The organism is Pseudomonas sp. SBT1-2 (genome assembly GCF_028640875.1).
Classification (GTDB): Bacteria; Pseudomonadota; Gammaproteobacteria; order Pseudomonadales; family Pseudomonadaceae; genus Aquipseudomonas; species Aquipseudomonas chlororaphis_I.
The window spans coordinates 1-27,000 of record NZ_JAQZAA010000064.1 but is presented as its reverse complement, the minus strand read 5'-3'; the positions used below and the strand labels follow the sequence as shown (position 1 = coordinate 27,000).

General features: G+C 63.5%; 22 protein-coding genes and 1 pseudogene. 13 read left to right on the top strand and 10 right to left on the bottom strand.

What is annotated here, in order from left to right:
- Position 1: 1 nt before the first annotated feature.
- From PVZ78_RS09860 to PVZ78_RS09820, 9 genes and pseudogenes are all read left to right on the top strand, one after another.
- A complete protein-coding gene (locus PVZ78_RS09860; RefSeq protein WP_009046463.1) occupies positions 2–1,543 on the top strand; it encodes a phosphoenolpyruvate carboxykinase in 1,542 nt (513 codons plus the stop codon).
- A gap of 301 nt (positions 1,544–1,844) precedes the next feature.
- On the top strand, positions 1,845–3,050 hold the full coding sequence (locus PVZ78_RS09855; RefSeq protein WP_273828621.1) for a colicin E3/pyocin S6 family cytotoxin: 1,206 nt from the start codon (positions 1,845–1,847) through the stop codon (positions 3,048–3,050).
- Entirely contained in the window at positions 3,047–3,289 is a 243-nt protein-coding gene (locus PVZ78_RS09850; protein WP_080577941.1) for a DUF7683 domain-containing protein, read from the top strand. Before PVZ78_RS09855 ends, PVZ78_RS09850 begins: the two co-directional genes overlap by 4 nt.
- Before the next feature lie 23 nt (positions 3,290–3,312).
- Positions 3,313–3,489: pseudogene (locus PVZ78_RS09845) on the top strand (bacteriocin immunity protein); the annotation flags it as partial.
- Between the two features lie 166 nt (positions 3,490–3,655).
- Entirely contained in the window at positions 3,656–4,831 is a 1,176-nt protein-coding gene (locus PVZ78_RS09840) for a tetratricopeptide repeat protein (protein ID WP_016702570.1), read from the top strand.
- 69 nt (positions 4,832–4,900) lie between these two features.
- Positions 4,901–6,025, top strand: a complete 1,125-nt coding sequence (locus PVZ78_RS09835) for a polysaccharide deacetylase family protein (protein WP_273828620.1) — start codon at positions 4,901–4,903, stop codon at positions 6,023–6,025.
- Between the two features lie 188 nt (positions 6,026–6,213).
- Positions 6,214–8,148 carry a RecQ family ATP-dependent DNA helicase gene (locus tag PVZ78_RS09830; protein ID WP_273828619.1) on the top strand — a complete coding sequence of 645 codons (1,935 nt, stop codon included), beginning with the start codon at positions 6,214–6,216 and terminating at the stop codon, positions 8,146–8,148.
- Between the two features lie 112 nt (positions 8,149–8,260).
- Positions 8,261–9,493, top strand: a complete 1,233-nt coding sequence (locus PVZ78_RS09825; RefSeq protein WP_273828618.1) for a 3-hydroxyacyl-CoA dehydrogenase — start codon at positions 8,261–8,263, stop codon at positions 9,491–9,493.
- A gap of 68 nt (positions 9,494–9,561) precedes the next feature.
- A complete protein-coding gene (locus PVZ78_RS09820; RefSeq protein ID WP_273828617.1) occupies positions 9,562–9,993 on the top strand; it encodes an acyl-CoA thioesterase in 432 nt (143 codons plus the stop codon).
- A 271-nt stretch (positions 9,994–10,264) separates the two neighbouring features.
- Here PVZ78_RS09820 and PVZ78_RS09815 read toward each other — a convergent pair whose 3' ends face one another.
- The 4 genes from PVZ78_RS09815 to PVZ78_RS09800 all read right to left on the bottom strand — a co-directional run bounded on the left by PVZ78_RS09815 (position 10,265) and on the right by PVZ78_RS09800 (position 15,250).
- Complete coding sequence (locus PVZ78_RS09815; RefSeq protein WP_009046473.1) at positions 10,265–10,747, bottom strand: glycine zipper domain-containing protein; 483 nt, start codon at positions 10,745–10,747, stop codon at positions 10,265–10,267.
- A gap of 336 nt (positions 10,748–11,083) precedes the next feature.
- Entirely contained in the window at positions 11,084–13,432 is a 2,349-nt protein-coding gene (locus PVZ78_RS09810; protein WP_273828616.1) for an FdhF/YdeP family oxidoreductase, read from the bottom strand.
- Positions 13,429–14,268 (bottom strand): formate dehydrogenase accessory sulfurtransferase FdhD, encoded by an 840-nt coding sequence (gene fdhD / locus PVZ78_RS09805; protein ID WP_124323289.1) that lies wholly within the window; start codon positions 14,266–14,268, stop codon positions 13,429–13,431. Before fdhD ends, PVZ78_RS09810 begins: the two co-directional genes overlap by 4 nt.
- 94 nt (positions 14,269–14,362) lie before the next feature.
- Positions 14,363–15,250: a LysR family transcriptional regulator gene (locus tag PVZ78_RS09800; protein WP_009046476.1), complete on the bottom strand. Its 888-nt coding sequence runs from the start codon at positions 15,248–15,250 to the stop codon at positions 14,363–14,365.
- Positions 15,251–15,388: 138 nt separating this feature from the next.
- Here PVZ78_RS09800 and lysM point away from each other — a divergent pair, with 138 nt between their 5' ends.
- A complete protein-coding gene (lysM, locus tag PVZ78_RS09795) occupies positions 15,389–15,829 on the top strand; it encodes a peptidoglycan-binding protein LysM (protein WP_009046477.1) in 441 nt (146 codons plus the stop codon).
- Between the two features lie 119 nt (positions 15,830–15,948).
- Here the strand turns inward: lysM and yrfG are convergent, their stop codons facing one another.
- Complete coding sequence (yrfG, locus tag PVZ78_RS09790; protein WP_273828615.1) at positions 15,949–16,611, bottom strand: GMP/IMP nucleotidase; 663 nt, start codon at positions 16,609–16,611, stop codon at positions 15,949–15,951.
- A 90-nt stretch (positions 16,612–16,701) separates the two neighbouring features.
- On the opposite strand from yrfG, the gene nudE reads away from it, so the two are divergent.
- Both nudE and cysQ read left to right on the top strand, forming a co-directional pair.
- Positions 16,702–17,268, top strand: coding sequence for an ADP compounds hydrolase NudE (nudE, locus tag PVZ78_RS09785; RefSeq protein WP_007931715.1), 567 nt, complete (start codon positions 16,702–16,704; stop codon positions 17,266–17,268).
- Positions 17,269–17,279: 11 nt separating this feature from the next.
- The gene (gene cysQ, locus PVZ78_RS09780; RefSeq protein WP_273828614.1) at positions 17,280–18,107 is read left to right on the top strand and encodes a 3'(2'),5'-bisphosphate nucleotidase CysQ; all 828 of its coding nucleotides are present in this window, start codon (positions 17,280–17,282) and stop codon (positions 18,105–18,107) included.
- 153 nt (positions 18,108–18,260) lie between these two features.
- Here the strand turns inward: cysQ and PVZ78_RS09775 are convergent, their stop codons facing one another.
- From PVZ78_RS09775 to rfbB, 5 genes are all read right to left on the bottom strand, one after another.
- The gene (locus PVZ78_RS09775; protein WP_007931705.1) at positions 18,261–18,716 is read right to left on the bottom strand and encodes a YiiD C-terminal domain-containing protein; all 456 of its coding nucleotides are present in this window, start codon (positions 18,714–18,716) and stop codon (positions 18,261–18,263) included.
- A 51-nt stretch (positions 18,717–18,767) separates the two neighbouring features.
- Positions 18,768–20,171 (bottom strand): sigma-54-dependent transcriptional regulator, encoded by a 1,404-nt coding sequence (locus PVZ78_RS09770; RefSeq protein WP_009046480.1) that lies wholly within the window; start codon positions 20,169–20,171, stop codon positions 18,768–18,770.
- Positions 20,168–21,976: a sensor histidine kinase gene (locus PVZ78_RS09765; RefSeq protein ID WP_101281663.1), complete on the bottom strand. Its 1,809-nt coding sequence runs from the start codon at positions 21,974–21,976 to the stop codon at positions 20,168–20,170. The genes PVZ78_RS09770 and PVZ78_RS09765 overlap by 4 nt, the downstream gene beginning before the upstream one ends.
- A 129-nt stretch (positions 21,977–22,105) precedes the next feature.
- Positions 22,106–22,651: a dTDP-4-dehydrorhamnose 3,5-epimerase gene (gene rfbC, locus PVZ78_RS09760; protein ID WP_038630375.1), complete on the bottom strand. Its 546-nt coding sequence runs from the start codon at positions 22,649–22,651 to the stop codon at positions 22,106–22,108.
- 66 nt (positions 22,652–22,717) lie between these two features.
- A complete protein-coding gene (gene rfbB, locus PVZ78_RS09755; RefSeq protein ID WP_273828613.1) occupies positions 22,718–23,800 on the bottom strand; it encodes a dTDP-glucose 4,6-dehydratase in 1,083 nt (360 codons plus the stop codon).
- Between the two features lie 223 nt (positions 23,801–24,023).
- Here rfbB and PVZ78_RS09750 point away from each other — a divergent pair, with 223 nt between their 5' ends.
- Positions 24,024–26,936: an aminotransferase gene (locus PVZ78_RS09750; RefSeq protein ID WP_273828612.1), complete on the top strand. Its 2,913-nt coding sequence runs from the start codon at positions 24,024–24,026 to the stop codon at positions 26,934–26,936.
- The last annotated feature ends 64 nt before the right edge of the window (positions 26,937–27,000 follow it).

The window sequence follows — 27,000 nt, the reverse complement described above, 5'->3', positions numbered from 1 at the left end:
CATGACGCAAGCCAATAACGCCGTGTACACCGATCTGAGTGTTGATGATCTGGTCAAAGAAGCCCTGAACCGCGGTGAAGGCGAGCTTGCCGATACCGGCGCGCTGGTTGTTCGTACCGGTCACCGTACCGGCCGTTCGCCAGTCGATCGTTTCATCGTTGAAGAGCCGAGCACCCAGGACGCTATCGCCTGGGGCCCGATCAACCGCAAGTTCCCGGCCGACAAGTTCGATGCCCTGTGGGCTCGCGTCGAGGCATTCAACAACGCGCAAGAGCATTTTGTTTCCCATGTGCATGTAGGTGCTTCCGACGAGCACTACCTAGCCGTGAAGATGACCACCCAGACTGCCTGGCAGAACCTGTTCGGTCGTTGCCTGTTTATCAACCCGGCCCAGTACAACCCGGCTGGCCGTGATGAGTGGCAGGTGCTCAACGTTGCCAACTTCGAATGCGTTCCAGAGCGTGACGGCACCAACTCCGACGGTTGCGTGATCCTCAACTTCGCTCAGAAGAAAGTGCTGATCGCTGGCATGCGCTACGCCGGTGAAATGAAAAAAGCCATGTTCTCGGTGCAGAACTTCCTGCTGCCGGCCGCCGACGTGCTGCCGATGCACTGCGCCGCCAACATCGGCGAAGAGGGCGATGTGACCCTGTTCTTCGGTCTGTCCGGTACCGGCAAGACCACCCTGTCCGCCGATGAAAGCCGTTACCTGATCGGTGACGACGAGCACGGCTGGGGCGAGGGCGTGGTGTTCAACATCGAAGGCGGCTGCTATGCCAAGTGCATCGACCTGTCCGAGAAGAACGAGCCGGTCATCTGGAAAGCCATCAAGCACGGCGCAGTGCTGGAAAACGTTGTGCTGGACGACGCCAAGAAGGCTGACTACGCCGACGGCAGCCTGACCCAGAACAGCCGCGCCGCCTACCCGCTGGAGCACGTCGAGAAGCGTTCCGAGAAAAACCTCGGTGGCGAGCCGAACGCCGTGATCTTCCTGACCTGCGACCTGACCGGCGTACTGCCGCCAGTATCGATCCTCAGCGAAGAACAAGCTGCCTACCACTTCCTGTCCGGCTACACCGCTCTGGTGGGCTCGACCGAAATGGGTTCGGGCGCTGGTATCAAGTCGACCTTCTCCACCTGCTTTGGCGCACCGTTCTTCCCGCGTCCGGCCGGCGTTTACGCAGAGCTGCTGATCAAGCGCATCCGCGGCTTCGGCTCCAAGGTCTACCTGGTCAACACCGGCTGGACCGGCGGTGGCTACGGCGTTGGCAAGCGCTTCAACATCCCGACCACCCGTGGCGTGATCGCGGCCATCCAGAGCGGCGCTCTGGTCGGTGCCGAGACCGAGCACCTGGACACCATCAACCTGGACGTGCCACTGGCCGTTCCAGGCGTCGAAACCGGCCTGCTCAACCCGCGCAACACCTGGGCTGACAAAGCCGCCTACGACGAAGCCGCCAAGGCCCTGGCCGGCCTGTTCATCGAGAACTTCAAGAAGTTCGACGTGAGCGACGCCATCAAGGCTGCTGGTCCGAAGCTGTAAGCATCGGGTAAGTGGTTCAAGAAGCCGCCCTTTGGGGCGGCTTTTTTGTGGGCGTCATTCAGTCCCGTTCAAATTCCAGGCGGCTTGTTCGAGCGGCTCAATAAGCCTGATTCGACGCGACGTGTAAGGTAAATCCTGGTGTCCTGTGCAGACAGTTCAGGGCCAATCGCCTGGCCTGAGCGAAAAAGAAAAGTCGCTCGACCAGCTCGGATTTGCCTGACAGCCAAGGTCCCCTCGCACTGGTTAACGTGAGATCCCCCGGTTGAAGACCGGGGTTTCCCAGGCGACCGAGCAAAGGACTATGGCCCGCAACAAGGATGTGCCCCAGGTATGGCAGCACTACGACGCTGACGGCGGTGGTTATCGTCGCCTGCGCGATATGACGGCGAGTGAATTGGCCGAGCGTGACGATGCGCAGCAGGGTTACGAGCAGATGCTCGCTCGCCAGCAGGCCTATGAAGAGCGGCTGGCGACTACACAGGTGGAATCGCAACCAATGCCCGTCGGTTGCGTATTTGCCAAGTCTTGCAAGCTGCCGAACGCAATCATCGACTACGTCACCCCGACGGGCTTCATACCCACTGATTCGGTGGCGAATTACGGCGCGTTGACGCTGCTGGGCGGTCGAGAGGTCGAGGCGGGTGGGTGCGTGGCCCTCAAGCGCATCAGCGGCGCGCTGCCGGCCAATCTCGGTACCTTGACCCTGGGTGGTGTCTCCGCGGCGGCTGGTACCACCGGCAGTGGCCTGGGGCTGATCTCCTCGGGCGTGGCGGCCGGTGCGTTGCTGGGGCTGGTGGCTTTGCTCGCTCCATCGAGCCTGGGTGATGGCGCGCTGTACAGCGAAGAGCAGCTACGCAATCTCAAGCAAGCTCGCACCCGGCTACGCCTGCGAGTTGAACAGCAGGCCGATGGCAGTCTCAAGGGCTACGGTTTCAACACGCAGGGGCGCCGCGAGTGGGAAATGATTCCGGTGGCTGAGTTTGAGGTTCGTGATGAGCAGCAAGTGGCCGATCTGGGGGATGGCATCACCCTTATCTGGACCCCAGCTGTGGACCCTTCGAGCACCATAGGGATACCACCGCTGGAAGCGGCGCCACAGACTCCACCGATCTGGATTTTCCCGCCGACTGAGGCGGCGGAGCGGATCATCGTCAGTCCGATTTATCCGCCGGAGTATCGGGATTTTATTCTGGTGTTTCCGGTGGGGTCGGGTGTACAGCCGCTGTATGTAGTTTTGAGTGTTTCTGACCATAAATATCACCCCACTCCTCAAGGTTTGCTCCCGGCTTTCCCTGATGCTGTGCGGGTCCGGTCTAAGACGCCCGTAACTGGGGGTGGTGGACTACGTCCGCGTTGGGTTGATAGGGCGGGTAATATTTATGAGTGGGATCGTCAGCATGGCACTCTTGAGAAATACAACAAGCGCGGAAGGCATCAAGGCGAGTTTGATTACGTTACAGGTAAGCAAACAAAAGATGCAGATAAGGGAAGGAGAGTAGAACCATGATGTTCTCGGTAATGGGCTTTGAGCCTGGAAAGGATGAACTGACATTTGAAGTATCTATTAATGTGTCTGTCGACGAACTGGCTCCAGTCATGGGGTGGACAGGAGCCAGTGACTGTATTGGTGCCGACTTTCGATTAACGGCTGCTCAGATTGTTGAAATTGAGCAATTGTGTTCAGTGAGTTTTCCTGAAGGGATGGATCTCTATCTAGCGTCATCAGATGGAAGTAATGGTTCTTGAGAGCTGTTGGACATTCACCTATGACGCCCCAAAAAGTGAATGCGCTTGTATTCCATTTCGAAAAGGTAAGCGAATACCCAGCAGGCTCCGATCTGATTTTTTACCCAGAGAATGGTGCCGATGACTCGTCCGAAGGCATCACACGGCTAGTGAAGGAGTGGCGGGCGGCTAATGGTTTGCCCGGTTTCAAATCGGTGTGAAAGGTTTTGTCATCCCCCCGCTCCCCGGCAAGTTTCAGGGATTCCCGTAGACACCAGCATTTCCTGATGGATTAACAAGCAAACCCCCAAAAAACTGTGTATGGTGCGCGCGAAATCTGCCGGGTACCTTTGGGTGCCGACTTCATACACTTAAAGGGAATTAGGTATGCGCTTGTTTCGCGTGACTTCGATTTTTTCGTTGTGGGCATTGGCGTTTTCGGTGACGGCGCAGCAGCTGCCGGTCGAGGTGCTGAGTGCGGTGGTCAAGGACCAGAAGATCGCCGACGCCGAAGTGCTGGTGCAGCGCAATGGGGCACAGAGCGTTGTCGGTCGTACCAATGCTCAAGGCCAGGTGACCCTGACCACCGACTTTGCGGATGACCCCAGCAACCTGCTGATCATCAAGAAACCCGGCTACTCCAACCTGGTGGTCAAGTGCCCGTGCAGCGGCATGACCTACGCCATCAGCCCGGTGATGCAGAACCTCGACGGTCTGCGCGTGGTGCTGACCTGGGGCGCGACCCCCAGCGATCTCGATTCGCACATGATCTTCCCGGGCAACAACATCTACTTCCGCAACCAGCAAGGCGATGACGCCCACCTGGACGTCGACGATATCGACGGCTACGGCCCGGAAACCATCACCCTGGAAAAGAAACACTACGGCGAAAGCTATGTGTACGCGGTGCATGACTACAGTAACCAGACCCGTCCGGAGTCCCGTCAGCTTGCCGCCAGCCAGGCCAAGGTGTTCGTGTACATGGGGCAGTCGCTGGTGCGCACCTACTACGTGCCGCAGGACCGCAGCGGTAACCTGTGGACCGTGTTCCGCATGACCGGCAATGGTGACTTCCAGGACATCAACACCCTCAGCGGCGTGACCGTCGACGCGCAGGACGTGTTGAACGAAGTGTCGCCGTTGCTCGACGACAAAGTGGAAGTTGCCGCCGTTGCCGTCAGCAGCAGCGCACAAGCCGATGCGAAAACCCTGAACCGCAAGGGCGAAGAGGCTTACCACGCCGGTAACCTGCAGCAAGCCATCGACTTCTACCGTCAGGCCATCGAGCTGAACAACGGCTACGGTCAGGCCTACAGCAACCTCGGCCTGGCCTATCAGAAAGCCGGCAACACCGCCGAATCGATCTGGGCCAACCGCAAGGCCATTGCTCTGGCCAGCGGCAGCTCGGCGGCCACCGTGCGCGCCAGTTCCTACTACAACATCGCGCGCATCTACGAAGCGGCCGGCCAGTTCGCCGATGCCCTGCGTCACTATCAGTTGGCCAAGCAGCAGAAGGCCAACCCGGTGTACGACAAAGCCATCGAGCGTGTGCAAAACCGTTGATTCACGGGTGTTGATCTGACCCCCATAACGCGCCGTCCCACGGCGCGTTATGCATTTATGGAGGTTGTTATGCGGGTTCTGGTTGTTGCGTTGATGTTGTCCCTGTGGACGGCCGTTGCCCAGGCTGCCGGCCCGATGGTGTTCGCCACCATCGACCGCAGTAGCTGGCCGGGTTCGCTGGCCACGCAAGCGGGCTTCGATACCGCCTCGCGCGCGGAAATCCTGATGTTCGGCAAGGCCCTGCTGGCCAGCGAGGCGCTGGACGATGTCAGTCTCAAACAGCGCCTGGGCGTCAAGGCGCTGGACCATCATTCGGTCGAGCAAGTGCGCGAGCGTTTCTGGATACGCCTGCTCAGCAGTTTCCACAGCGCCAGCCAGGACTGTGAAGGCGCCGCCTTCTGCCCGCTGGTGCGTAACCTGGATGACTTGCGGCAACTGGCCCAGGGCTTCACCGGAACGGTCAGCCCGGCCTATGACGCGTGGGCCCAGGCGAGCCGCCAGTTTCATGAGCAGTATCTGAACGAACAGCTGCGCCTGGCGGCCTTGTTCCCGCAGATCAGCAGTGAGATCGAACGTTTCGACAGCGCCGAGCTGATGGGCGACGAGTTGGCGGACCGGCAGTTTCTGCTGACCTTCGACGACGGCCCGACGGCCGCGGGCGGCCATACCGATACGCTGGCCAATGTGCTGCGGGCCAACGATCTGCATGGCCTGTTCTTCGTGCTGGGCGAGCCGTTCCAGGCGCGTCTGCGCAAGTCCTCGCCGGCGCAAATGCGTGAGTTGTACAGCGGCCAGTGTGTTGCCTTGCATGGTTGGGCGCATAAGTCTCACAGCGCCTGGAGCGAATGGCAGCAGTCCATCACCCGTTCCGCGACCCTGGTGCGCGGCACGTTGCCGGATGATTACCAGCCGCTGTTCCGCCCGCCTTATGGTCAGCGTTCGAGTGACAGTGCGGCGTTCTTCAAGGCCCAGGGTATCAAGGTGATGCTCTGGGGCATCGACTCCCAGGACTGGAGCAAGAGCCTCAGCGCCAGCGCGGCGAGCCAGCGGGTGCAGACCCTGATGCTGCTGTGGCGCCGGGGGATCATTTTGTTCCACGACATTCACAACAAGGCGCCTGCTGCAGTGCCGACGCTGATCGCCGCCAACAAGAGCAATGGCGTGAAGTGGGTGGATTGCCGCGCGACGCGGTAAGAACACGACTTTTATCGCGAGCCATCGGCTGCCTGGTGGTTCGCGATACACCCTGAAAAACTCCGCATAACCCCAGCCGGACAGCATTCTGCGCCTCCCTGTATCATCCCGTATCCTTTCTTCCCCGACCTTTTCCCGACCCTGTGCCAGTCTGCAAGGCACGTCAGCGGTCAAAGGAGTGACAGCTCATGCACGACACCCTCGAACAGGTCTTCGGTTATCCACAGTTTCGTCCCGGCCAGGAGGCGGCGGTCAGCGCGGTACTGGCCGGGCGCTCGGCGGCGGCGATCTTTCCCACGGGCTCCGGCAAGTCCCTGTGTTACCAGTTGCCGGCCTTGCTGCTGCCGCACCTGACCCTGGTGGTCTCGCCGCTGCTGGCGCTGATGCAGGACCAGCTGGCGTTCCTCCAGCGGCACGGCATCGCCGCGGCGAGCATCGATTCGGCGCAGAGCCGCGACGACGCCAACGAGGTCATGGCGCGGGCGCGCTCCGGTGAACTGAAGATCCTGATGATCTCGGTGGAGCGCCTGAAGAACGAGCGCTTTCGCAACTTCCTGCAGCAGGTGCGGATCTCCCTGCTGGTGGTGGACGAAGCGCACTGCATCTCCGAATGGGGCCATAACTTTCGCCCCGACTACCTCAAGCTGCCGGACTATCAGCGCCAGTTCAACATTCCCCAGGCACTGCTGCTGACCGCTACCGCCACGCCCAAGGTGATCGCCGACATGCAGGCGAAATTCGCCATCGCCGGGCAGGATGTGGTGACCACCGGTTTCTATCGGCCCAACCTCAACCTGCTGGTGGAACCGGTGCGCGGCCAGGACAAGCGCCGGCGCCTGGTGCAGTGGATGAGCGAGCGTCCCGGGCAGCCGAGCATCGTCTATGTCACCTTGCAGAAAACCGCCGAGCACATCGCCGAGCATCTGAGTCGCCACGGCATCCAGGCCCAGGCCTATCACGCCGGTCTGCCCCATGAGCAGCGCGAGGCCATCCAGCGTCAGTTCATGGCTGGCCAGTCCAATTGCATCGTCGCCACCATCGCTTTCGGCATGGGCATCGACAAGAGCGACATCCATAACGTGGTGCATTTCGACCTGCCCAAATCCATCGAGAACTACAGCCAGGAAATCGGCCGCGCCGGGCGTGATGGCCAACCTTCGGACTGCCTGGTGCTGGCTAACCGCGACAGCCTCAACGTGCTGGAAAACTTCGTCTACGGCGACACGCCGGAGCTGGAAGGCATTCGTTGTGTACTGGACGAGTTGCAGGGGGCGACGCCCGACGGGCAGTGGGAGTTCCTGTTGGGGCCGCTGGCGGACCAGAGCAACATTCGTCAGCTGCCGCTCAAGACCTTGCTGGTGCAGTTGGAGCTGCGTGGGCTGATCGCGCCGCGTTACGCCTACTTCGCCGAATACCGCTTCAAGTTCCTCGAGGAACCGCAGGTGCTGCTGGCGCGTTTCGAGGGTGAGCGCCGAGAGTTCGTGGCGGCGATCATCGAGACCTCCAGCCGTGCCCGGACCTGGGCCACGGTGAATTTCGACGCGCTGTATCAGCAACATCAGGCCGAGCGTAACCGGGTGGTGAAGGCCCTGGACTACTTCCAGGAAAAGGGCTGGGTCGAGCTGGAAAGCAAGCAGATGACCGAGGTCTACAACCTGCTGGAGACGGGCTTCGATGCCGCGATCCTGAGCCAGCAGTTGCACGCCTATTTCAAGCAGCACGAAAGCAGCGAGATCGCGCGGATCCACGCGATGCTCGCGCTGTTCGCCACCGAGCAGTGCCTGGGGTATCGCCTGGCGCAGTATTTCGGCGATGACCAGGCACCGCAGCGGTGCGGGCATTGCTCGGTGTGTCACGGTCAGGTGGCTCGCTTGCCGGAGCCGCCAGCCTTGTCCGCGCTTGTGGATAAAAACTTCGAAGCGCTGTGCGGTGAATTTATCCACAGGCACCAACAGCACAGCGGCACGGTTCCAGGGGCGGAACGGTTGACGCGTTTCCTCTGTGGGATCAGCGTGCCGCTGTTCACCAAGCTCAAGGCGCGGTCGATCCAGGGTTTTGCGGTACTCGAGGATTACCCCTACGCCGACGTGCGCGATTGGGCTGAACATCACCTTCAGGGTTGATGCCTGCCCGATCCATCCGCTGAATGCCGCTCATCACAGGAATAAATTTCAAAAATACCCTGGGCCTGATTATGGTGGTTTGCGTCTTCGAGCCACCTACAAGGGAGCCACTATGAGCCAGATCGACATTCAGCGCGCCGCAGTGATCGGTGCCGGGACCATGGGCCGCGGGATAGTGATGTGCCTGGCCAATGCCGGGGTTGCGGTGCAGTGGGCGGACAACAACCCGCAGATGCTCGAACAGGCGCTGACAGCGGTGACCGAGACTTATGCGCACAACGTGCGTCAGGGTCGGATCGATCAGGCAGAGGCCGACGCGCGCCGGGCCCGGGTAAGCGCGGCAGCGGATTACCTGGCGATCCGCGATGTGGACCTGGTGATCGAGGCGGTCTACGAAAACCTCGAGCTGAAACAGAAAATCTTCCGCGAGCTCGATGACCTGCTCCAGCCGCGGGCGATCCTTGCCAGCAATACTTCGGCGCTGGATATCGACGCCATCGCCGCGGTCACCCGGCGACCGCGGCAGGTGCTGGGCCTGCATTTCTTCAGCCCGGCGCACATCATGAAGCTGCTGGAAATCGTGCGCGGCGCCGCGACCGCACCGCAGGTGCTCGAGGCCGCGCTGGCGCTGGGCGAACGCATGGGCAAGGTCAGTGTGGTGTCCGGCAACTGCCCTGGATTCATCGGCAATCGCATGTTGCGTACCTATGTGCTGGAGGCGCGCAAGATGCTGCTGGAAGGGGCTTTCCCTTATCAGGTGGATGCCGCATTGCAGGGCTTCGGTTTTGCCATGGGCCCGTTCCGCATGTATGACGTGGTTGGCATCGACCTGGAGTGGCGCGCCCGGCAACTGGCCGGCAAGGGCCAGGAGGCGCACGAAGTGCAGGTGGATAATCGCCTGTGCGAGGCGGGCCGGTTCGGCCAGAAGAGTGGCAACGGCTATTACCACTATGAGCCCGGCAGTCGCCAGGCCGAGCACGATGTGCAGGTCGATGCTCTGGTTCAGGAGGTCAGCGAAGGCCTGGGCTACCGTCGTCGCGATGTTGGCCTCGAGGAAATCCTCGAACGCTGCCTGCTGGCGCTGGTCAACGAAGGCGCGAAGATCCTCGAGGAAGGCATCGCCGGCTCGGCACAGGATATCGACCTGGTGTACCTCAACGGTTATGGCTTCCCGGCGGACAAGGGCGGGCCGATGAGTTGGGCGGACCGGCAGGGGCTGGTGGCAATCCAGAAAGACTTGCTGCGGCTGCAAGCCGAGTTGGGCGCGCATTGGAAGCCGGCGCGGTTGATTGACGAGCTGGTGCAGGCTGGCAAAGGGTTTGCCGATCACCGGGCCATCGGTTGAAATAGTCGATCGCCTGACCGACCACAGCAGGGTCGCCTTCCAGACACCTCACCTCCGAGAACCCGCCAATGACCGACCACATGCCGCAACGCACCGACTACCGCCACTTCCAGCCCATCATCACGCGTTGGCACGACAACGATGTGTACGGTCATGTGAATAACGTCACCTACTACAGCTTCTTCGACACGGCAGTGAACACCTACCTGATCGAAGAGGGCGGCCTGGATATCCATGACGGCGAGGTGGTGGGTTTCGTGGTGAGTTCGGCCTGCGATTACTTTGCCTCGATCGCTTTTCCCGAGCGCATCGAGATCGGCCTGCGCGTCGGCAAGCTGGGCAACAGTTCGGTGCAGTATGAGCTGGCGGTGTTCAAGGCGGGGGAAAGCGATGCCTGCGCGGCGGGGCGCTTCGTGCATGTGTTCGTCGATCGGGCATCGAACCAGCCGGTGGGGATTCCCGCCGGGCTGCGTGCAGCGCTGGAACGCTTGCTGATGTAAGGCACAAAAAAAAACCGCAGCCTTCGCAGGTTGTGTGAAAGCTGCTGCGTTCGGCAATCCTGCGTTAAAAACAGGCTCGGAATGCTCATTTAGGCCCCTAAACTCCGCTTCCTCGCCTGTTTTTGCCTTGTCTTGCCTTCACTCGCGACGCTTTCACACAGCCTGCTTCGGCGGCTCCTGGGGGTTCATCCCGGGGGTGATGAACCCTGTCTGGCAGGAGCTGCCGTCAGGCTGCGGTCTTTGTGTCAGCGGGCTGCGACCGTTTCAGGTCTTAGTCGCGCCAGTGACGCTTGTGCTTGCGATGCCCGTAGGCATGGCCACGACCCGGGTGGCCGTCGCGATAGTAGCGACGATCGTCGTAGTCGCGATCACGGTAGCGGCGATCGTCACGATCGCTGGAGTTGCCCAGGTGGTTACCCAGCGCGCCGCCGACGCCACCGCCCGCCGCTGCGCCGATCAGGCTGCCAGTGGTGCCCCCCATGCTGCGACCGACCACGTTACCGCCGGCTGCGCCCAGCGCACCACCGATAGCGGCTTCGCCACGGCTGCGTCTGTCGGCACCCACGGCACTACCGCCCGCGCCGCCCAGGGCCGCACCGATGGTCGAACCGGTGCTACCACCAATCGACTGACCGACGACCGAGCCTAGAACCCCGCCCAATGCGCCGCCCACACCTGCTTCTGTGGTGCCGCCGGCAGAGGCGATGCCGCTGACCAGGCCAAGGGACAACAAGAGAATCGAGGAGAACTTCATAGAGGAGCCTCAAAGGGATGACGGCGCGATCCTGAGGCTGTATTGAGGCGCTTACAATCAAAATCCGACGAATAGCACGAGTTGTACACAATCTCGTAACTTATTGTTTTTAGTAGGGAACTTATCCCGTTTTTGCGAGTCTGTAGCTACTTGGAAAAGGCCGCTTCTGGATGGAAACGGCCTTTTTTGTGCCTGCGATTTGGTTGGCGCTGGAACATCTCGCGGATCGTAGCCGCTGCCGCAGGCTGCGATAAGGCGCATAGCGCCTTCCAGCGCCCTCAAGAACAACGCCTCCTCAGCCTGCGGCAGCGGCTACAGGGCCAATGAGTTCGCCGATCAGGCCGACCGGGCCATGATCAAGCCGCTGTCGCTGGCCGCCTCCAGGCGGATCGCGACGAACTTCGAGGTCGGGGTGTAGCTGCCGTCCCCGATGCTTTCCAGCGGCACCAGCGGGTTCACCTCCGGGTAGTAGGCCGCGGCCTGCCCCGCCGGAATATCGAAGGCCAGCAGGGTGAAACCCTTGACCCGACGTTCGCGACCGTCATCCCACAACGAAACGATGTCGGCTTTCTGCCCCGGCTTGAAGCCCAGGCGGATGATGTCGGCTTCGTTGACGAACAGCACGTCGCGCTGGCCCTTCACGCCACGATAGCGGTCGTCCAGGCCGTAGATGGTGGTGTTGTACTGATCGTGGGAACGCATCGACTGCATGATCAGGTCCGGCAACTGCCCGGTGGCGCGGGTGCGCTCATGCACCAGATCCTTGGGCAGCAGGTTCGGGCGGAAATTGGCGCGGCCAGACGGGGTGTTCCAGCGCCGCGCGCCGGCCGAGTTGCCGAGGTAGAAGCCGCCAGGGTTTTTCACCCGCTCGTTGAAGTCCTTGAAGCCGGGAATGGTGTCGGCGATCAGGTCGCGGATGCGGCTGTAATCGGCCACCAGCCAGTTCCAGTCCACCGGGTGGCTGCCCAGGGTAGCGGCGGCGATGCCGGCGAGGATCGACGGCTCTGAACGCATCTGCGGTGACAGTGGCTGCAACTGGCCGTTGGAGGCGTGGACCATGCTGAAGGAGTCTTCCACGGTCACTGCTTGCGCGCCTTCGCTCTGCAGGTCGATGTCGGTGCGGCCCAGGCACGGCAGGATCAGTGCCTCCCTGCCGTGGGCCAGGTGGCTGCGGTTGAGCTTGGTGCTGATCTGCACGGTCAGGTCGCAGTTGCGCAGGGCCTGGAAGGTCCGCGGGCTGTCCGGGGTGGCCTGGGCGAAGTTGCCGCCCAGCCCGATGAAGACTTTCGAACGGCCTTCGAGCATGGCGTGGATCGCCTCGACCACGTTATGGCCGTTCTCGCGCGGCACCTTGAACTGGAAGCGTCGCTCCAGGGCGTCGAGGAAGGCCACCGGCGGCTGTTCGTTGATGCCCATGGTGCGGTCGCCCTGCACGTTGCTGTGGCCACGCACCGGGCACAGGCCGGCGCCCGGACGGCCGATGTTGCCGCGCAGCAGCATCAGGTTGGCGATTTCCTGGATGGTCGGCACCGAATGGCGATGCTGGGTGATGCCCATGGCCCAGCACATGATCACGTTCTTGCCCTTGGCGTACATGCGCGCCGCGCGCTCGATCTCCACCAGGGTCAGGCCGGACTGCTCGACGATCTCGTCCCATGGGGTGTCGTCGATGACGCTCAGGTAATCCAGCACGGCGGCGGTGTGTTCGTTGAGGAAGTCGTGATCGAACACCGCCGGCGCGCCAGTCTTCTGGGCGTCGCGTTCCCATTGCAGGAGGAACTTGGCCATGCCGCGCACCACCGCCATGTCGCCGCCCAGGGCTGGGCGGAAGTAGGCGGTATTGGTCGGCTTGTTGCCGTTGGTGAGCATTTCGATCGGGTGCTGCGGATGCTGGAAGCGTTCCAGGCCGCGCTCTTTCAGCGGGTTGATGCAGACCACCTGGGCTCCGCGTTTCACTGCTTCGCGCAGCGGCTCGAGCATCCGTGGATGGTTGGTGCCGGGGTTCTGGCCCCAGACGAAAATCGCATCGGCATGCTCGAAGTCGTCGAAGGTCACGGTGCCTTTGCCGACGCCGACGCTCTGCGCCAGGGCCACGCCGCTGGCCTCGTGGCACATGTTCGAGCAGTCGGGGAAATTGTTGGTGCCGTAGGCGCGCACGAACAGCTGGTACAGGTACGCCGCTTCGTTGCTGGCCCGGCCCGAGGTGTAGAACTCGGCCATGTCCGGGCTGGGCAGTGCTCGCAGGTGCTTGCCGATCAGGGCGAAGGCCGCTTCCCAACTGATGGGCTTATAGCGATCGGTCTCGGCGTCGTAGCTCAGGGGCTCGGTCAGGCGGCCCTGGTATTCGAGCCAGTAGTCGCTCTGCTCCAGCAGCGAGCTGACACTGTGTCTGGCGAAGAACTTGCCGTCCACGCGGCGTTTGGTGGCTTCCCAGTTCACCGCCTTGGCGCCGTTCTCGCAGAACTTGACCATGCCGCTTTCCGGCGAGTCGCCCCAGGCGCAGCCCGGGCAGTCGAAACCGCCGTTCTGGTTGGTCTTGAGCATCATGCGGATGTTCTTCAGTGCGTTGTCACTCGTCAGCCAGGCCTGGGCGACGCTGATGAGCGCGCCCCAGCCGCCGGCCGGGCCCTTGTAGGGCTTGTAGCGCGGGGTGGGTGTCTGGTCGGCTTGATGATGAGTGGTCACGCTTGTTTCTCCATCGCAGGGCTATAGACCCGTGGCGCACTTTTTTGTGGCAGGTGAATGAGGTTGAGGTTGTGCCGGCGTGCCCATTGCAGGGCCAGGCCGGTGGGCGCCGACAGGCTGACCAGGGTCTGGATGCCGGCACGCAGGACTTTCTGGATCAGTTCCAGGCTGCAACGGCTGGTGACGATGGCCACGCCGCCGGCAGTGGTTATGTTCTGGCGGATCAACGCACCGATCAGCTTGTCCAGCGCGTTGTGCCGGCCGATATCTTCACGGCCCAGCAGCAGCTCGCCCTGGGCGTTCATGAACACCGCCGCATGCACTGCGCCTGAGTGCTGGCCCAGGGGCTGGAAGGCGCTGATGCGCTGGCGCAGGCCATCGAGCCATTGGGCCGGCGGCAACGGCGCGCCGGGCAGCACCTTGAGGTCCGGCAGGGCCTGCTCCACGGCTTCCACGCCGCACAGGCCGCAACCGCTGGTACCGGCCAGTTGCCGGCGTTGTTGCTTGAGGTTCCAGAAGGCGCGGCTGGAGATCTGTACCTGGGCGTATTGGGCCGAACCGCTGCCGCTCAGTTGCAGGTCGTAGATGTCCGACGCGTCGCCGATGATGCCGCTGCCGAGGCTGAAGCCGACGATGAAGTCTTCCAGGTCGCTGGGGGTGACCAGCATCACGGCCTGGCTGATGCCGTTGTAGGCGATCGCCAGCGCGACTTCCTCGGCGAGCGCGGTGCTGGCCGATTCCGTGTGGTCGAGGTTGCTGTAGCGGTAGTTCTGACTGGCGGCGGGCGCGGGCGTTTTCGCAGTGGGCGTCGCGCAAGCCGGGCGCTGGGGTTTCATGGGGCATCACCGGCGGAATATCCAGCCCTAAGACTAAGCGCGTCAAAGTGTCGCGTCTAATTGCTAGTACTGATGTGCCGATAGATGCCGTCGATCAAGGCTCGCTCGGTGATTTCTGCTGCAGGGCAAAGCACGCCTCGGCGAGGGCCGAGCGCGGTGCACTGCGGCGCATGATCAGGCCCAGGTGCGCCAGGGTATTGGCGTCTGCTATGGGTTGCAGGCGCAGGTGTTCGGTGAGGGCTTCCAGGCCGCCGTCCAACGGCATGATCGCGCAGCACAGGCCGCCATGTACGGCTTGCAGCAGTTGATGCACGGCATCGGTCTGCAGCAGCGGTTGTGGGGTGAGGCCGCGGCTGTGGAAGTTATGGTCGATGGACTGGCGAAAATGCATGCCGCTGGTCAGCATGCCCAGCGGCAGTTCGATCACGGCCTCCCAGCTCAGGGGCTGCTCGCCGAAGCTGAAGAAGCGTTGGTCGTAGAGCAGGCCCATGCGGGTTTCGCCGAGGGCCAGGGATTCGAAGCGTTCGCTGTCCAGGCGCTCCAGGTAGGAAACGCCGATATCCAGGCGATTGCTCGCCAGCTGTTCGAGGATCTGTTCGGAACTCAGCGCCGACAACTCGAAGCGCACATTCGGGTGCGCCTGGTGCAGGCGCTGCATCAGTGGCAGCGGGTCGAAGCTCGACAGCGGCACCACCCCCAGGCGCAGGGTACCGACCAGATTGCCGCGACAGGCGGCCGCCTCGGCCTGCAGCCCGTCATAGGCGGCCAGCACGCTGCGGGCCCAGGCCAGCACCCGTTCCCCGGGGGCGGTGAAGCCCTCGAAACGCTGGCCGCGGTTGACCAGCGGCAGCTCGAGTTCTTCCTCGAGGTTGCGCAGGCGCATGGACAGGGTCGGCTGGGTGATGTGGCAGCGCGCGGCGGCCTGGCCGAAGTGGCGGGTTTCGTCGAGAGCGATGAGGAATTTCAGCTGTTTGATGTCCATCTTCGCTTCCTGGGCGCGGGGGGAGGCGATTCTAGCGTGCTTGCCGTGCACAGAGTCATTGGTCGATTTTGAACCTCGTCTCTGAAGGCTGGTCTAGTCTTTCGCGTCTGGACCTATTAAACCCAAGGAGTGTGCACCATGAGTATTTTTAGCTTTGTGAAAGAAGCGGGCGAAAAGCTTATCGATTTGTTGACGCCGGGTAACGCCAATGCGAGCGAACAGTTGAAGGAGCACATCGCCAAGGTCGGCCTGGGTAACCCCAACGTCCAGGCTACCGTGGAAGGCGACAAGGTCATCGTGACCGGCGAAGTGGCCAGTCAGGAAGAGAAGGAAAAGATTCTGCTGGCCGTGGGCAACATCGAAGGTGTCGGCAGCGTCGACGACCAGATCACCGTCACCGGTCCTGTGGCGGCTGCCGCGCGTTTTGTCACCGTGAAAAAAGGCGACACCCTCAGCGCCATTTCCAAGGCCGTGTACGGCGACGCCAACAAGTACAACAAAATCTTCGAGGCCAACAAGCCGCTGCTGTCGCACCCGGACAAGATCTATCCGGGCCAGGTACTGCGTATTCCCGAGTAATGCTCGGCCTGTAGCCGCTGCCGCAGGCTGCGATAAGGTCCGAAGGACCTTCAGCGATCAACATCGCTGCGACCGTTCCACGGTCGATCGCAGCCTGCGGCAGCGGCTACAGGATTGCTCTACAGCCCCTCGATCAATTCTCGATAATCCCCCAGCGCGGTAAACTCCGCCGTGTCTTTCGGCCCCTTGCGGCTGTCCGGTTCACTCACCGCCAACAGATGGGCCACACCGAAATCCCGCGCGCTGCGCAGGATCGGCAGGGTGTCGTCGATAAACAGGCTGCGTGCCGGATCGAAGTCGATATCCGCTTGCAGCGCGTCCCAGAACTGCGGGTTCTCCTTGGCGAAACCGTAATCGTGGGAACTGATCAAACGTTCGAAGTAGGGCGCCAGCTCTACTTTTTCCAACTTCAATGACAACGAGTCGCGGTGGGCATTGGTGATCAGCACCACGCGCTTTCCTGCCTGCTTGATTGCCGCAAGAAAGGTATCGGCGTCCGGGCGCAGGGAGATCAGGTGGGCGGTCTCCAGCTTCAGTTCGCGCACCGGCAACTTCAGTTCGGCGCTCCAGAAGTCCAGGCAATACCACTGCAATTGTCCGGCGTTACGCTCGAACAGCGGCTGCAGTTCCATTTCCGCCATGGCGCGGCTGACGCCATGCAGCTCGGCATAGCGCTGGGGCAGGTGCTCCATCCAGAAGTGGTTGTCGTAGTGCAGGTCCAGCAGGGTACCGTCCATATCCAGCAGAACGGTATCGATGTCGCGCCAGGGCAGTGAAGGCATGGAGAACGTCTCGAACGGTAGAAAGATATCCGACACAAACAATCGGGAAAGCCGCGTTATAGTAGCGCGTTCACGCCAAGGAGCCTTTGTATGCGCCAGAAACCCACCGTACTCGCCCGCGAGATCGTCGCCACCAGCCGTCTGTTTTGCGTCGAAGCGGTGCAGTTGCGCTTTTCCAACGGTGTGGAGCGCACCTACGAGCGTCTGGTGGGCAAGGGCGCGGGCTACGGCGCGGTGATGATCGTGGCGATGCTCGATGCCGATCATGCGGTGCTGGTCGAGGAATATTGCGGCGGCACCGACGCCTACGAGCTGTCGCTGCCCAAGGGCCTGATCGAGCCCGGCGAGGATGTGCTGGCGGCCGCCGAACGTGAGCTCAAGGAGGAGGCCGGTTTTGGCGCGCGGCAGTTGGAGCATCTGACCGAGCTGTCGTTGTCCCCCGGCTACATGAGCCAGAAGATCCAGGTGGTGCTGGCCACCGACCTCTACGAAGAACGGCTGGAGGGCGATGAGCCCGAGCCGATGCGCGTGGACAAGATCAACCTGCGCGAGCTGTCGAGCCTGGCGCAGAACCCGCAATTCACCGAGGGCCGCGCCCTGGCCGCGCTGTACCTGGCCCGCGACCTGCTGACCCAGCGCGGCGCCTTTCAAGCATGAGCGAACAACCGATGAATTTTCCCCACCCATTGCTGGCGCCAGTGATCGACCTGGCCTTGAAGGCCGGCGAGGCGATCCTGCCGTTCTGGCGCGCCAACGTCGCCATCACCAGCAAGGCCGACGAGTCGCCGGTGACCGCGGCCGATCTGGCGGCCCACCACCTGATCGTGCAAGGCCTGACCGCGCTGGACCCGAGCATCCCGGTGCTTTCCGAAGAAGACGCCGATATCCCTCAAGACGTGCGTGCCGGCTGGCAGCGCTGGTGGTTGGTGGACCCGCTGGACGGCACCAAGGAATTTATCTCCGGCAGCGAAGAGTTCACCGTCAACATCGCCCTGATCGAACAGGGGCGGGTGGTGTTCGGCGTGGTGTCGATGCCGACCAGCGGTCGCTGCTATTTCGGCGGCGCCGGCCTCGGGTCCTGGCGCGCGGACAAGGGCGAGGCGCCGGTGGCGATCCACGTGCGTGACAGCCTGACGGCGGGCGAAGCCTTCACCGTGGTCGCCAGCCGTCGGCATACCAGCCCCGAGCAGGAACGTCTGCTGGCCGGCCTGAGCGCGACCCTGGGCGAGTTGCAGTTGGCGAACATCGGCAGTTCGTTGAAGTTCTGCCTGCTGGCCGAAGGCGCGGCGGATTGTTATCCGCGACTGGCGCCGACTTCGCAGTGGGACACCGCGGCGGCCCAAGGCGTGCTGGAGGGTGCTGGAGGCGAGGTGCTGGATCTGAGTGGCGAGCCGTTTTGCTACCCGGCGCGGGAATCGCTGCTCAATGGCTTCTTCCTGGCGCTGCCGGCCAAGGCCGCATGGCGTGGGCGCTTGCTGGAGCTGGCGCGAGGCTGATCTTTGTAGCCGCTGGCGCAGCCTGCGATCGGCTGCGCAGCAGTCGTAAACCGGTCCGCGCGGTGTGTCAGACAGAATATCGTCAGTCGATCCACGGCCGCTTCGTCGGAGTGCCGCCTAGCCCAATCGCAGGCTGCGCCAGCGGCTACAGGGTTACCGGTGCAACACGTATTGCCCGGTAAAGCGCACCGCATCCTCATCGCTGCCGGCATTCACCACCCGGGTGTGCAGGATCAGCCGCGCGCGACCGTAGCGCTCATACATAGTCACGAACCGGTGCCACACCTCTTCGCTCGGCGCGGCGCAGATCGCCGTGGCGTCGCTGGTCACCGGCAGCGGGTAGTTGATCTGCCCTTCCTGAATCACGATGTGCCCGTCGTCGATCCCTGCTTCTTTCAACCGCAGGTGCAGCCAGCCCCAGCCGGCCAGCACCGCGCCGCAATACAGGCTGCCGCCGAACATGGTGCTCTTGTGGTTGACGTTGGCTTCCAGCGGCAGTTGCAGGCGCAGCTCGTGTGCGTGCCAGTCGAGCACTTTCAGGCCCATGTCCCGCGTCAGGGGAATGTCGTGATGGAGGATGGATTCCAGGTGACGACTGTCGCGGTTCATGCAAGGCCTCGATGGTGAAAGGGGTGCTTTAACAAGGTTAGTCGGCATCGTTCAATCGATGTCGTCGCTACCAGAACTGGCGCTGCTGTCGCCGAAGCTCAGGCCGTGTTTGCGCAGTTTGTCATGCAGGGTCTTGCGTGGAATACCCAAGGCTTCGGCGAGGCTGCGCAGCGAGTTGTGGGAGCGGGCCAGCTCGGCGGCGATCAGGCTCTTTTCGAAGTTTTCCACCTGTTCGCTCAGGCCGCCCTCGACCAGCGTCGGCGCCGGCTGCGAGGCGCCGCCCTCCGCCGCGCTGTTGTCCAGGGCCAGCTCCAGGCCGAGGGCGAAGCGTTCGGCGGCGTTCTGCAGTTCGCGCACATTGCCCGGCCAGCTGTGGCGCAGCAGCAGGGCGCGCTGCCCCGGTTGCAGTTCGTGGGGCGGCAGGCCGTGGCGGGCGCTGGCCTCGTCGGCGAAATGCTGGAACAGCAGCAAGGCGTCTTCGCCGCGCTCGCGCAACGGTGGAATACGCAGCGGCGCGACATTCAGGCGGTAGTAGAGGTCGGCGCGGAAGCGCCCCTGGTCGGCCGCCTGGCGCAGGTCTTCCTTGGTCGCGGCGATGATGCGGATGTCCAGCGGGATCAGTTGATTGCCGCCCAGGCGCTCCACCACCCGCTCCTGCAGCATGCGCAGCAGCTTGACCTGTACATCCAGGCTCATGCTTTCGATTTCATCGAGGAACAGCGTGCCGCCGTTGGCGAATTCGAACTTGCCGATGCGGCGTTTCTGCGCGCCGGTAAAGGCCCCCGGCTCGTGGCCGAACAGTTCGCTTTCGACCACCGATTCGGCCAGGGCGCCGGCGTTGATCGCCACGAACGGACCGTTGCGCCGGCTCGACAGGTCGTGCAGCGCCCGCGCCACCACTTCCTTGCCGGCGCCGGTCTCGCCGAGGATCAGTACGTCGGCCTTGGTCGCCGCCAGGGCGCCGATCTGCTCGCGCAGACGCAGCATCGGCGCGGACAGTCCGACCAGCCGCGCGCTGAGCTCCTGGCGGTCGCTCAGGGCCAGGCGCAGGCTGCGGTTGTCCAGGACCAGGCGGCGCAGCGCCAGGGCCCGGCGCACGCTGTCGAGCAGGGCATCGCTGGCGAAGGGTTTTTCCAGGAAGTCGTAGGCCCCGGCGCGCATCGCCTGCACCGCCAGCGGCACATCGCCGTGGCCGGTGATCAGCAGCACCGGCAGCTCAGGGTCCTGGCCGTGCAGCTCGCTGAGCAGTTCGAGGCCGTCCATGCCGGGCATGCGGATGTCGCTGACCACCACCCCCGGCCAGTCGCGCTCCAGGCGCGCGGCCAGGCCCTGGGCTTCGCCCAGCGGCAGGATCTTCAGCCCCGCCAGGTCCAGGGTCTGGCTCAGGGCCTGGCGCAGGTGCGGATCGTCGTCGATCAATACCACCTGCACGTCACTGGTGATCGGTGTACTCATACGCTGCGGTCCTCGGACGGTTGCAGGCTCACTCCCGGCGCGCCGGCGCGCAGCCGCAGGGTAATCAGGGCGCCGCCTTCGCGGTGGTTGGAGAACGACAGTTCACCGCCAAAGGCGCGCATCAGGGTGTCGCAGATCGCCAGGCCCAGGCCAAGGCCCTGGGTACGGGTCTTGGTGGTGTAGAAAGGCTCGCCGGCGCGGCCCAGGGCTTCCATGCAGAAGCCCGGACCGTTGTCGCGAATGTACAGATTGACGCCCGTGGCGGTGGATTCGGCACTCAGCCAGAGTTTGCGCGGCGGGCCTTTTTCGGTCAGCGCATCCAGGGCGTTGGCCAGCAGGTTGCCGAGCACCTGGCGCAGGCGCGTCTCCCCAGCCTCGACCCACAGCGTGGCCGCCGGCAGGTCGCGGATCAGCTCCACTTCCATCGCCCGTCGACGCTTGGCCAGCAGCGCCAGGGCATCGTCCAGCGCCGGTTGCAGGGCAACGCTTTCCGGCGCGTGGCGGTCGCGGCGGGCAAAGGCGCGCAGGTGGGCGATGATCGAGGCCATGCGCCCGGTCAGTTCGCTGATCAGCTTGAGGTTGCCGCGGGCGTCCTCGGTGCGCTGGTGGTCCAGCAGCACCTCGGCGTTTTCCGCGTAGCTGCGGATCGCCGCCAGCGGCTGGTTGAGTTCATGGCTGATGCTCGCCGACATGGTGCCCAGGGCCGAGAGCTTGCCGGCCTGCACCAGGTCGTCCTGGGCGCGCACCAGTTCCTGCTGGGCGTGCTCGCGCTCCAGCACTTCCTGCCTGAGGCGGCGGTTGAGGCCTTCCAGGTCGCTGGTACGTTCGGCCACGCGCATTTCCAGCTCGCGCCGGGCCTTGGCTTCGAAGGCGATGCGCTCCAGGTAGTGGCGACGGCGCTGCATCATCAGCCCGAGCAACAGCATCAGCACCAGCAGCGTGGCGCCGCCCACCGCCACCACCGTGCGCACCGGGCGGTCGATCAGGGTGCGCGGGGCGAGGATGCTCACGCTCCAGCCGGTTTCGTCGATCTCTCGGGTCTGGGTCAGCCAGGCGCTGGAGTCGAGGTTCAGCGGCCGTGGATCGCGGGTCGGGTAGGGCTGGATGGCGACTATGGCCTTGCTTTCGTCTTCGCTCAGCGGGCGGGTCGAGCGAAAACGCCATTCCGCCCGCGAGGTGAGAATCACCACGCCATTGTGGTCGGTGACCACCAACTGCTCGGGGGTCTTGCCCCAGAGGCTTTCGGTGTGGTCCAGGTCGACCTTGACCACCAGCACACCGATGATTTTCTCGCCCTTGCGCACGGCGGCGGCGAAGAAATAACCGCGCTTGGCCGAGGTGGTGCCCAGGCCGAAGAAACGCCCCAGGCGCCCGGCCATGGCCTCGCTGAAATACGGGCGGAAGGAAAAGTTACGACCGACAAAACTGTCGTGCTTGTCCCAGTTGGACGCCGCCAGGGTGTTGCCGGAGGTGTCCATCAGGTACATCACTTCGGCCCCGGTCTGGGCGCTGATGTTTTTCAGCAGGCGGTTGGCGTTGCCCTGGGTCACCCCGTCGTCCGGCGCCCCGAGGACCGCGCGCAGCGCCGGCAGCTCGCCGAGAATCTGCGGCAGCACTTCATAGCGGTGCAGGGTGCCCAACAGGTTGGCGACGTAGAGGTCGAGGGTCTGGCGGTTCTGGCCCGCCAGTTCGCTGCGGTAATAACGCTCGGCCAGATGCTCCAGCGGCCACAGCAGCGGCGCCAGGCACAGGGCCAGCAAAGCCAGGCTACGCCAGCGGGGGCGTCGGGGAAGGGGTGGAGTCATGAGGGACATGCGCCTGTGGGTACAGGCGCATTATGCCTAGCCCTGCCCGGCAAGACACAAGCATTGCTGGCGGTTGCCACCGATGGCAGAGGTCAGGTGCATCGGCGGACTTGAGTGGTGGTGACGGGGTTAGGAGAACACATCTGCTTCTGTCAGCAGTTTGCCCGCCTGGTCTTTGGCCGAGAGTTTTGGCGCTTCATCGAGTTGCCAGTCGATGGCCAGGGTCGGATCGTCCCAGCGAATGCTACGCTCAGCCGACGGGGTGTAGTAGTCGGTGGTCTTGTAGAGGAATTCGGCGAACTCGCTCAGTACCACGAAGCCGTGGGCGAAACCTTCCGGCACCCAGAGTTGACGGTTGTTTTCAGCCGACAGGCGTACCGCCACCCACTTGCCGAAGTGCGGCGAGCTGCGACGGATATCCACCGCCACATCAAGCACCTCACCGGCGATGACTCGCACCAGTTTGCCTTGGGTATTTTCCAGCTGATAGTGCAGGCCGCGCAGTACACCTTTTTGGGAGCGGGAATGATTGTCCTGAACGAACTGGGTGTTCAGTCCGGTTGCCTCTGCAAAAGCCTTGGCATTGAAGCTTTCATAGAAAAAGCCTCGCTCGTCACCAAATACCTTGGGCTCAATGATCAGAACACCGGGCAGGTCGGTGGTGACTACATTCATGGGGTCTCTCCAGCAAAGTGAATTTGTTGTGGCCGTGGCCGGGTATTGTTCAATACGAATAGCTGCTTAGGCAATCAGGTCGCAGGTGTCGCTGAAACCCAGGCGTTGCCCTTGATAGCTGCCGTCCTGCACGTGCTGGCACCATTCCTGGTTGTCCAGGTACCACTGCACGGTCTTGCGCAGGCCGCTGGCGAAGGTTTCTTGCGGCACCCAGCCCAGTTCGCGCTCGATCTTGCCGGCGTCGATGGCGTAGCGCAGGTCGTGGCCGGGGCGGTCCTGGACGAAGGTGATCAGGTCGGCATAGTGCTGCACGCCTTCGGGCTTGCGTGGCGCCAGTTCTTCCAGCAGTTGGCAGATGCCGCGCACCACGTCGATGTTTGTCTGTTCGTTGTGGCCGCCGATGTTGTAGGTCTCGCCGACCACGCCTTCGGTCACCACCTTGAGCAGGGCGCAGGCGTGGTCTTCGACGAACAGCCAGTCGCGCACTTGCAGGCCGTTGCCGTACACCGGCAGCGGTTTTCCGGCCAGGGCGTTGAGGATCACCAGCGGGATGAGTTTTTCCGGGAAGTGGAACGGCCCGTAGTTGTTCGAGCAGTTGGTCACCAGTACCGGCAGGCCGTAGGTGCGCTGCCAGGCGCGGACCAGATGGTCGGACGCAGCCTTGCTGGCGGAGTAGGGCGAGCTGGGGGCGTAGGGCGTGGTTTCGGTGAACAGGTCGTCGACGCCGTGCAGGTCGCCGTACACCTCGTCGGTGGAAATATGGTGGAAGCGGAAGGCGCTTTTCTCCGCCGCCGGCAGGGCCTGCCAATAGGCGCGGGTGGCTTCCAGCAGGCTGTAGGTGCCGACGATGTTGGTCTGGATGAAGTCCGATGGGCCGTCGATGGAGCGGTCGACATGGGACTCGGCGGCCAGGTGCATGATCGCCTGGGGCTGGAAGCGCTCGAGCAGGGCGCTGACGGTGGCCTGGTCGACGATATCGGCCTGGACGAACTCGTAGCGGGTGTCGCTGGCGATACTCGACAGCGACTCCAGGTTGCCGGCGTAGGTCAGCTTGTCGAGGTTGAGCACTTCGTGTTCGGTGTTGCGGATCAGGTGGCGAACCAGCGCCGATCCAATAAAACCGGCACCGCCGGTAACGAGAATGCGCATATGAGTAGGCCTTCTTCCCTAAGACATGAAGTCGCGAATGGAGCATAGCTTGTCGGCAGCCAGCGGCCGCTGCAAGGGGCGCCGACGTCTGGCCCGGCTATTGGCATCCTGTTTAGCTTCCCGGCGGCGATGCAGCCCTTGTCGACTGCCCGGGCCTGGGGGTTGCGTAACGCCTGGCGCAGTGGCGATATACGCATCTGACAATAATTCCAGGGGTCGTTCCATGTTGCTCGCCACGTTGATTCACCGCGCCAGCCTGCCCGGTCCGCAGGTCACCCCACAGCAGGCGCTGGACCTGCTCGAAGTGCACTACGGCCTTGGCGGCACGCTGCAATCGTTGGGCAGCCAGCAGGATCTCAACTACCGGCTCGACAGCCCCCAGGGGCGGTTTGTCCTGAAGATCTGCCGTGGCGACTACGCGGCCCTGGAACTGCAGGCCCAGCATGCGGCGCTCAAACACCTTGGCTCCCACCCCGAGCTGCACGTACCCCGGGTGATCCCGGCGAAGAACGGCGCCGACCTGCTGTCCCTGGACGTCGATGGCCAGGCGCTGCATGTGCGGCTGCTCGACTACATCGAAGGCCAGCCGCTGACCCACCTCAAGCACCTGGGCCCCGAGCTGGCAGCCGGCTTTGGTCGGCTGTGCGGGCAGATGGACCTGGCCCTGGCGGACTTCCAGCACCCAGGACTTACGCGCACCCTGCAATGGGACGCGCGTCATGCCCATAGCCTGATCAACCACCTGTTGCCGGTGATCGCCGATGAACAGCAGCGCAGCCTGATCGCCGAGGTGGCCGAGCAGGCCGAGCGCCGCGTGCAGCGCCTGGCCGAGCAGTTGCCGGTGCAGGCGATCCACCTGGACATCACCGACGACAACGTGGTCTGGCAGCGTGACGCCCAACGCCACTGGCAGGTGCAGGGGGTGATCGATTTCGGCGACCTGATCCGCACCTGGCGCATCACCGACCTGTCGGTGACCTGTGCGGCGTTGCTGCACCATGCCGAGGGCGATCCGTTCTGCATCCTGCCGGCGGTCCGCGCCTATCACGCAGTCAATCCGCTACAGCAGGCCGAGTTGCTGGCGCTGTGGCCGCTGATCGTGGCCCGCGCCGCGGTGCTGGTGCTCAGTGGCGAACAGCAGGTGAGCATCGACCCGAACAATCAGTACAGCCGCGACAACCTGAACCACGAATGGGAGATCTTCCGCGTCGCCACCTCGGTGCCGTTCGAATTGATGGAAGCGGCGATCCTCGGGGCGGTCGGCCAGACGCTGCCGGCCATCGCCGGCGAAGGTTTCGCGCCCTTGTTGCCGGGCCTGGTGGGGCGCGAGTTCGCCCTGATCGACCTGGGCGTGCTCAGCCCGCACTTCGAGGCCGGCAACTGGGAGCAGCCGGAGATCGATACCCAGCTGTTGCAGCAGGCCGCAGCGGCCCATGGGCTGGCGGCCAGTCGCTACGGGCAGTACCGCCTGTCCCGGACCTGCCCGGACAGTGCCGTCGAACCGGATACCTTCCCGTTGCATGTGCAGTTGCAGGTGCCGTCGGGCACGGCGGTCGAGGCGCCGTTTGCCGGGGTGCTGCACCGTGCTGCCGATGGTGCGTTGCGCCTCGACGGCCCGCAATTGAGTGTACGGCTATGGGGCGTCACGCCCTCGGTGCATGCCGGCGCGGCGCTGGTCAAAGGCCAGGTGCTGGGGGCGGTGGACGGCGGGCTCAAGGTCCAGCTGTGCCGTGGCGCGCAGCTTGATCCGCCGCTGTTCTGTACGCCATCGCGAGCCGCGGCATGGCAGGCGCTGTGCCCGTCGCCGGCGGCGCTGCTGGGCCTGGCCTGCGACGCCGAGCCGGAGCTCGATCCGCAAGCCTTGCTGGCGCGACGCGATGCCAGTTTCGCCCGCTCGCAGAAGCACTATTACGTCGACCCGCCACGCATCGAGCGCGGCTGGCGCAACCACCTGATCGACATGCAGGGCCGTTCCTACCTGGACATGCTCAACAACGTCGCGGTGCTCGGTCACGGTCATCCACGCATGGCCGCCGAGGCCGCGCGCCAGTGGTCGCTGCTCAACACCAACTCGCGCTTCCACTACGCGGCGATTGCCGAGTTCTCCGAGCGTCTGCTGGCGCTGGCGCCGGACTCCATGGACCGAGTGTTCCTGGTCAACAGCGGCAGCGAGGCCAACGACCTGGCGATCCGCCTGGCCTGGGCCTACAGCGGCGGGCGCGACATGCTCAGCGTGCTGGAGGCCTACCACGGCTGGACGGTGGGCGCGGACGCGGTGTCCACCTCGATCGCCGACAACCCCCAGGCCCTGAGCAGCCGCCCGGACTGGGTGCATCCGGTAACCGCGCCCAATACCTATCGCGGTGAGTTCCGCGGCCAGAACAGCACTCCGGACTACGTGCGCAGCGTCGAACACAACCTGGCCAAGCTGGCGGAGCAGAAGCGCCAGCTGGCCGGTTTCATCTGCGAGCCGGTGTATGGCAACGCCGGTGGCATCGCCCTGCCGCCGGGTTACCTGAAGCAGGTCTACGCCCTGGTCCGCGCCCAGGGCGGGGTGTGCATCGCCGACGAGGTGCAGGTCGGCTACGGGCGCATGGGCAAGTTCTTCTGGGGCTTCGAAGAGCAGGGCGTGGTGCCGGACATCATCACCATGGCCAAAGGCATGGGCAACGGCCAGCCGCTGGGGGCGGTGATCACCCGCCGGGAGATCGCCGAAGCGCTGGAGGCCGAAGGCTATTTCTTCTCCTCGGCCGGCGGCAGCCCGGTGAGTTGCCGGATCGGCATGGCGGTGCTCGACGTGATGCAGGAAGAAAAACTCTGGGAAAACGCCCAGGTGGTCGGCGGCCACTTCAAGCAGCGCCTGGAAGCCCTGATCGAGCGTTATCCGCTGGTGGGCGCGGTGCATGGCTCGGGGTTCTACCTGGGACTGGAGCTGATCCGCAATCGCCAGACCCTGGAGCCGGCCATGGAGGAGACCGCACTGCTGTGCGATCGCCTGCGCGAGCTGGGGATCTTCATGCAGCCCACCGGCGACTACCTGAACATCCTCAAGATCAAGCCGCCGATGGTCACCACGCGCCAGAGCGTCGACTTCTTTGTCGACATGTTGGCGAAGGTGCTGGACGAGGGGCTCTAAGCCCCTCGATCTCCTCGTACCCGGATCGCGAGCAAGCTCGCTCCTACAGGTTGGCGGCGTTCCT

What these genes read in the sequence shown, in the direction of transcription:
- PVZ78_RS09860 (WP_009046463.1), top strand. Translation starts at nt 2, where the DNA reads ATGACGCAAGCCAATAACGCCGTGTACACCGATCTGAGTGTTGATGAT.
- PVZ78_RS09855 (WP_273828621.1), top strand. Translation starts at nt 1,845, where the DNA reads ATGGCCCGCAACAAGGATGTGCCCCAGGTATGGCAGCACTACGACGCT.
- PVZ78_RS09850 (WP_080577941.1), top strand. Translation starts at nt 3,047, where the DNA reads ATGATGTTCTCGGTAATGGGCTTTGAGCCTGGAAAGGATGAACTGACA.
- PVZ78_RS09840 (WP_016702570.1), top strand. Translation starts at nt 3,656, where the DNA reads ATGCGCTTGTTTCGCGTGACTTCGATTTTTTCGTTGTGGGCATTGGCG.
- PVZ78_RS09835 (WP_273828620.1), top strand. Translation starts at nt 4,901, where the DNA reads ATGCGGGTTCTGGTTGTTGCGTTGATGTTGTCCCTGTGGACGGCCGTT.
- PVZ78_RS09830 (WP_273828619.1), top strand. Translation starts at nt 6,214, where the DNA reads ATGCACGACACCCTCGAACAGGTCTTCGGTTATCCACAGTTTCGTCCC.
- PVZ78_RS09825 (WP_273828618.1), top strand. Translation starts at nt 8,261, where the DNA reads ATGAGCCAGATCGACATTCAGCGCGCCGCAGTGATCGGTGCCGGGACC.
- PVZ78_RS09820 (WP_273828617.1), top strand. Translation starts at nt 9,562, where the DNA reads ATGACCGACCACATGCCGCAACGCACCGACTACCGCCACTTCCAGCCC.
- PVZ78_RS09815 (WP_009046473.1), bottom strand. Translation starts at nt 10,747, where the DNA reads ATGAAGTTCTCCTCGATTCTCTTGTTGTCCCTTGGCCTGGTCAGCGGC.
- fdhD (WP_124323289.1), bottom strand. Translation starts at nt 14,268, where the DNA reads ATGAAACCCCAGCGCCCGGCTTGCGCGACGCCCACTGCGAAAACGCCC.
- PVZ78_RS09800 (WP_009046476.1), bottom strand. Translation starts at nt 15,250, where the DNA reads ATGGACATCAAACAGCTGAAATTCCTCATCGCTCTCGACGAAACCCGC.
- lysM (WP_009046477.1), top strand. Translation starts at nt 15,389, where the DNA reads ATGAGTATTTTTAGCTTTGTGAAAGAAGCGGGCGAAAAGCTTATCGAT.
- yrfG (WP_273828615.1), bottom strand. Translation starts at nt 16,611, where the DNA reads ATGCCTTCACTGCCCTGGCGCGACATCGATACCGTTCTGCTGGATATG.
- nudE (WP_007931715.1), top strand. Translation starts at nt 16,702, where the DNA reads ATGCGCCAGAAACCCACCGTACTCGCCCGCGAGATCGTCGCCACCAGC.
- cysQ (WP_273828614.1), top strand. Translation starts at nt 17,280, where the DNA reads ATGAATTTTCCCCACCCATTGCTGGCGCCAGTGATCGACCTGGCCTTG.
- PVZ78_RS09775 (WP_007931705.1), bottom strand. Translation starts at nt 18,716, where the DNA reads ATGAACCGCGACAGTCGTCACCTGGAATCCATCCTCCATCACGACATT.
- PVZ78_RS09770 (WP_009046480.1), bottom strand. Translation starts at nt 20,171, where the DNA reads ATGAGTACACCGATCACCAGTGACGTGCAGGTGGTATTGATCGACGAC.
- PVZ78_RS09765 (WP_101281663.1), bottom strand. Translation starts at nt 21,976, where the DNA reads ATGACTCCACCCCTTCCCCGACGCCCCCGCTGGCGTAGCCTGGCTTTG.
- rfbC (WP_038630375.1), bottom strand. Translation starts at nt 22,651, where the DNA reads ATGAATGTAGTCACCACCGACCTGCCCGGTGTTCTGATCATTGAGCCC.
- rfbB (WP_273828613.1), bottom strand. Translation starts at nt 23,800, where the DNA reads ATGCGCATTCTCGTTACCGGCGGTGCCGGTTTTATTGGATCGGCGCTG.
- PVZ78_RS09750 (WP_273828612.1), top strand. Translation starts at nt 24,024, where the DNA reads ATGTTGCTCGCCACGTTGATTCACCGCGCCAGCCTGCCCGGTCCGCAG.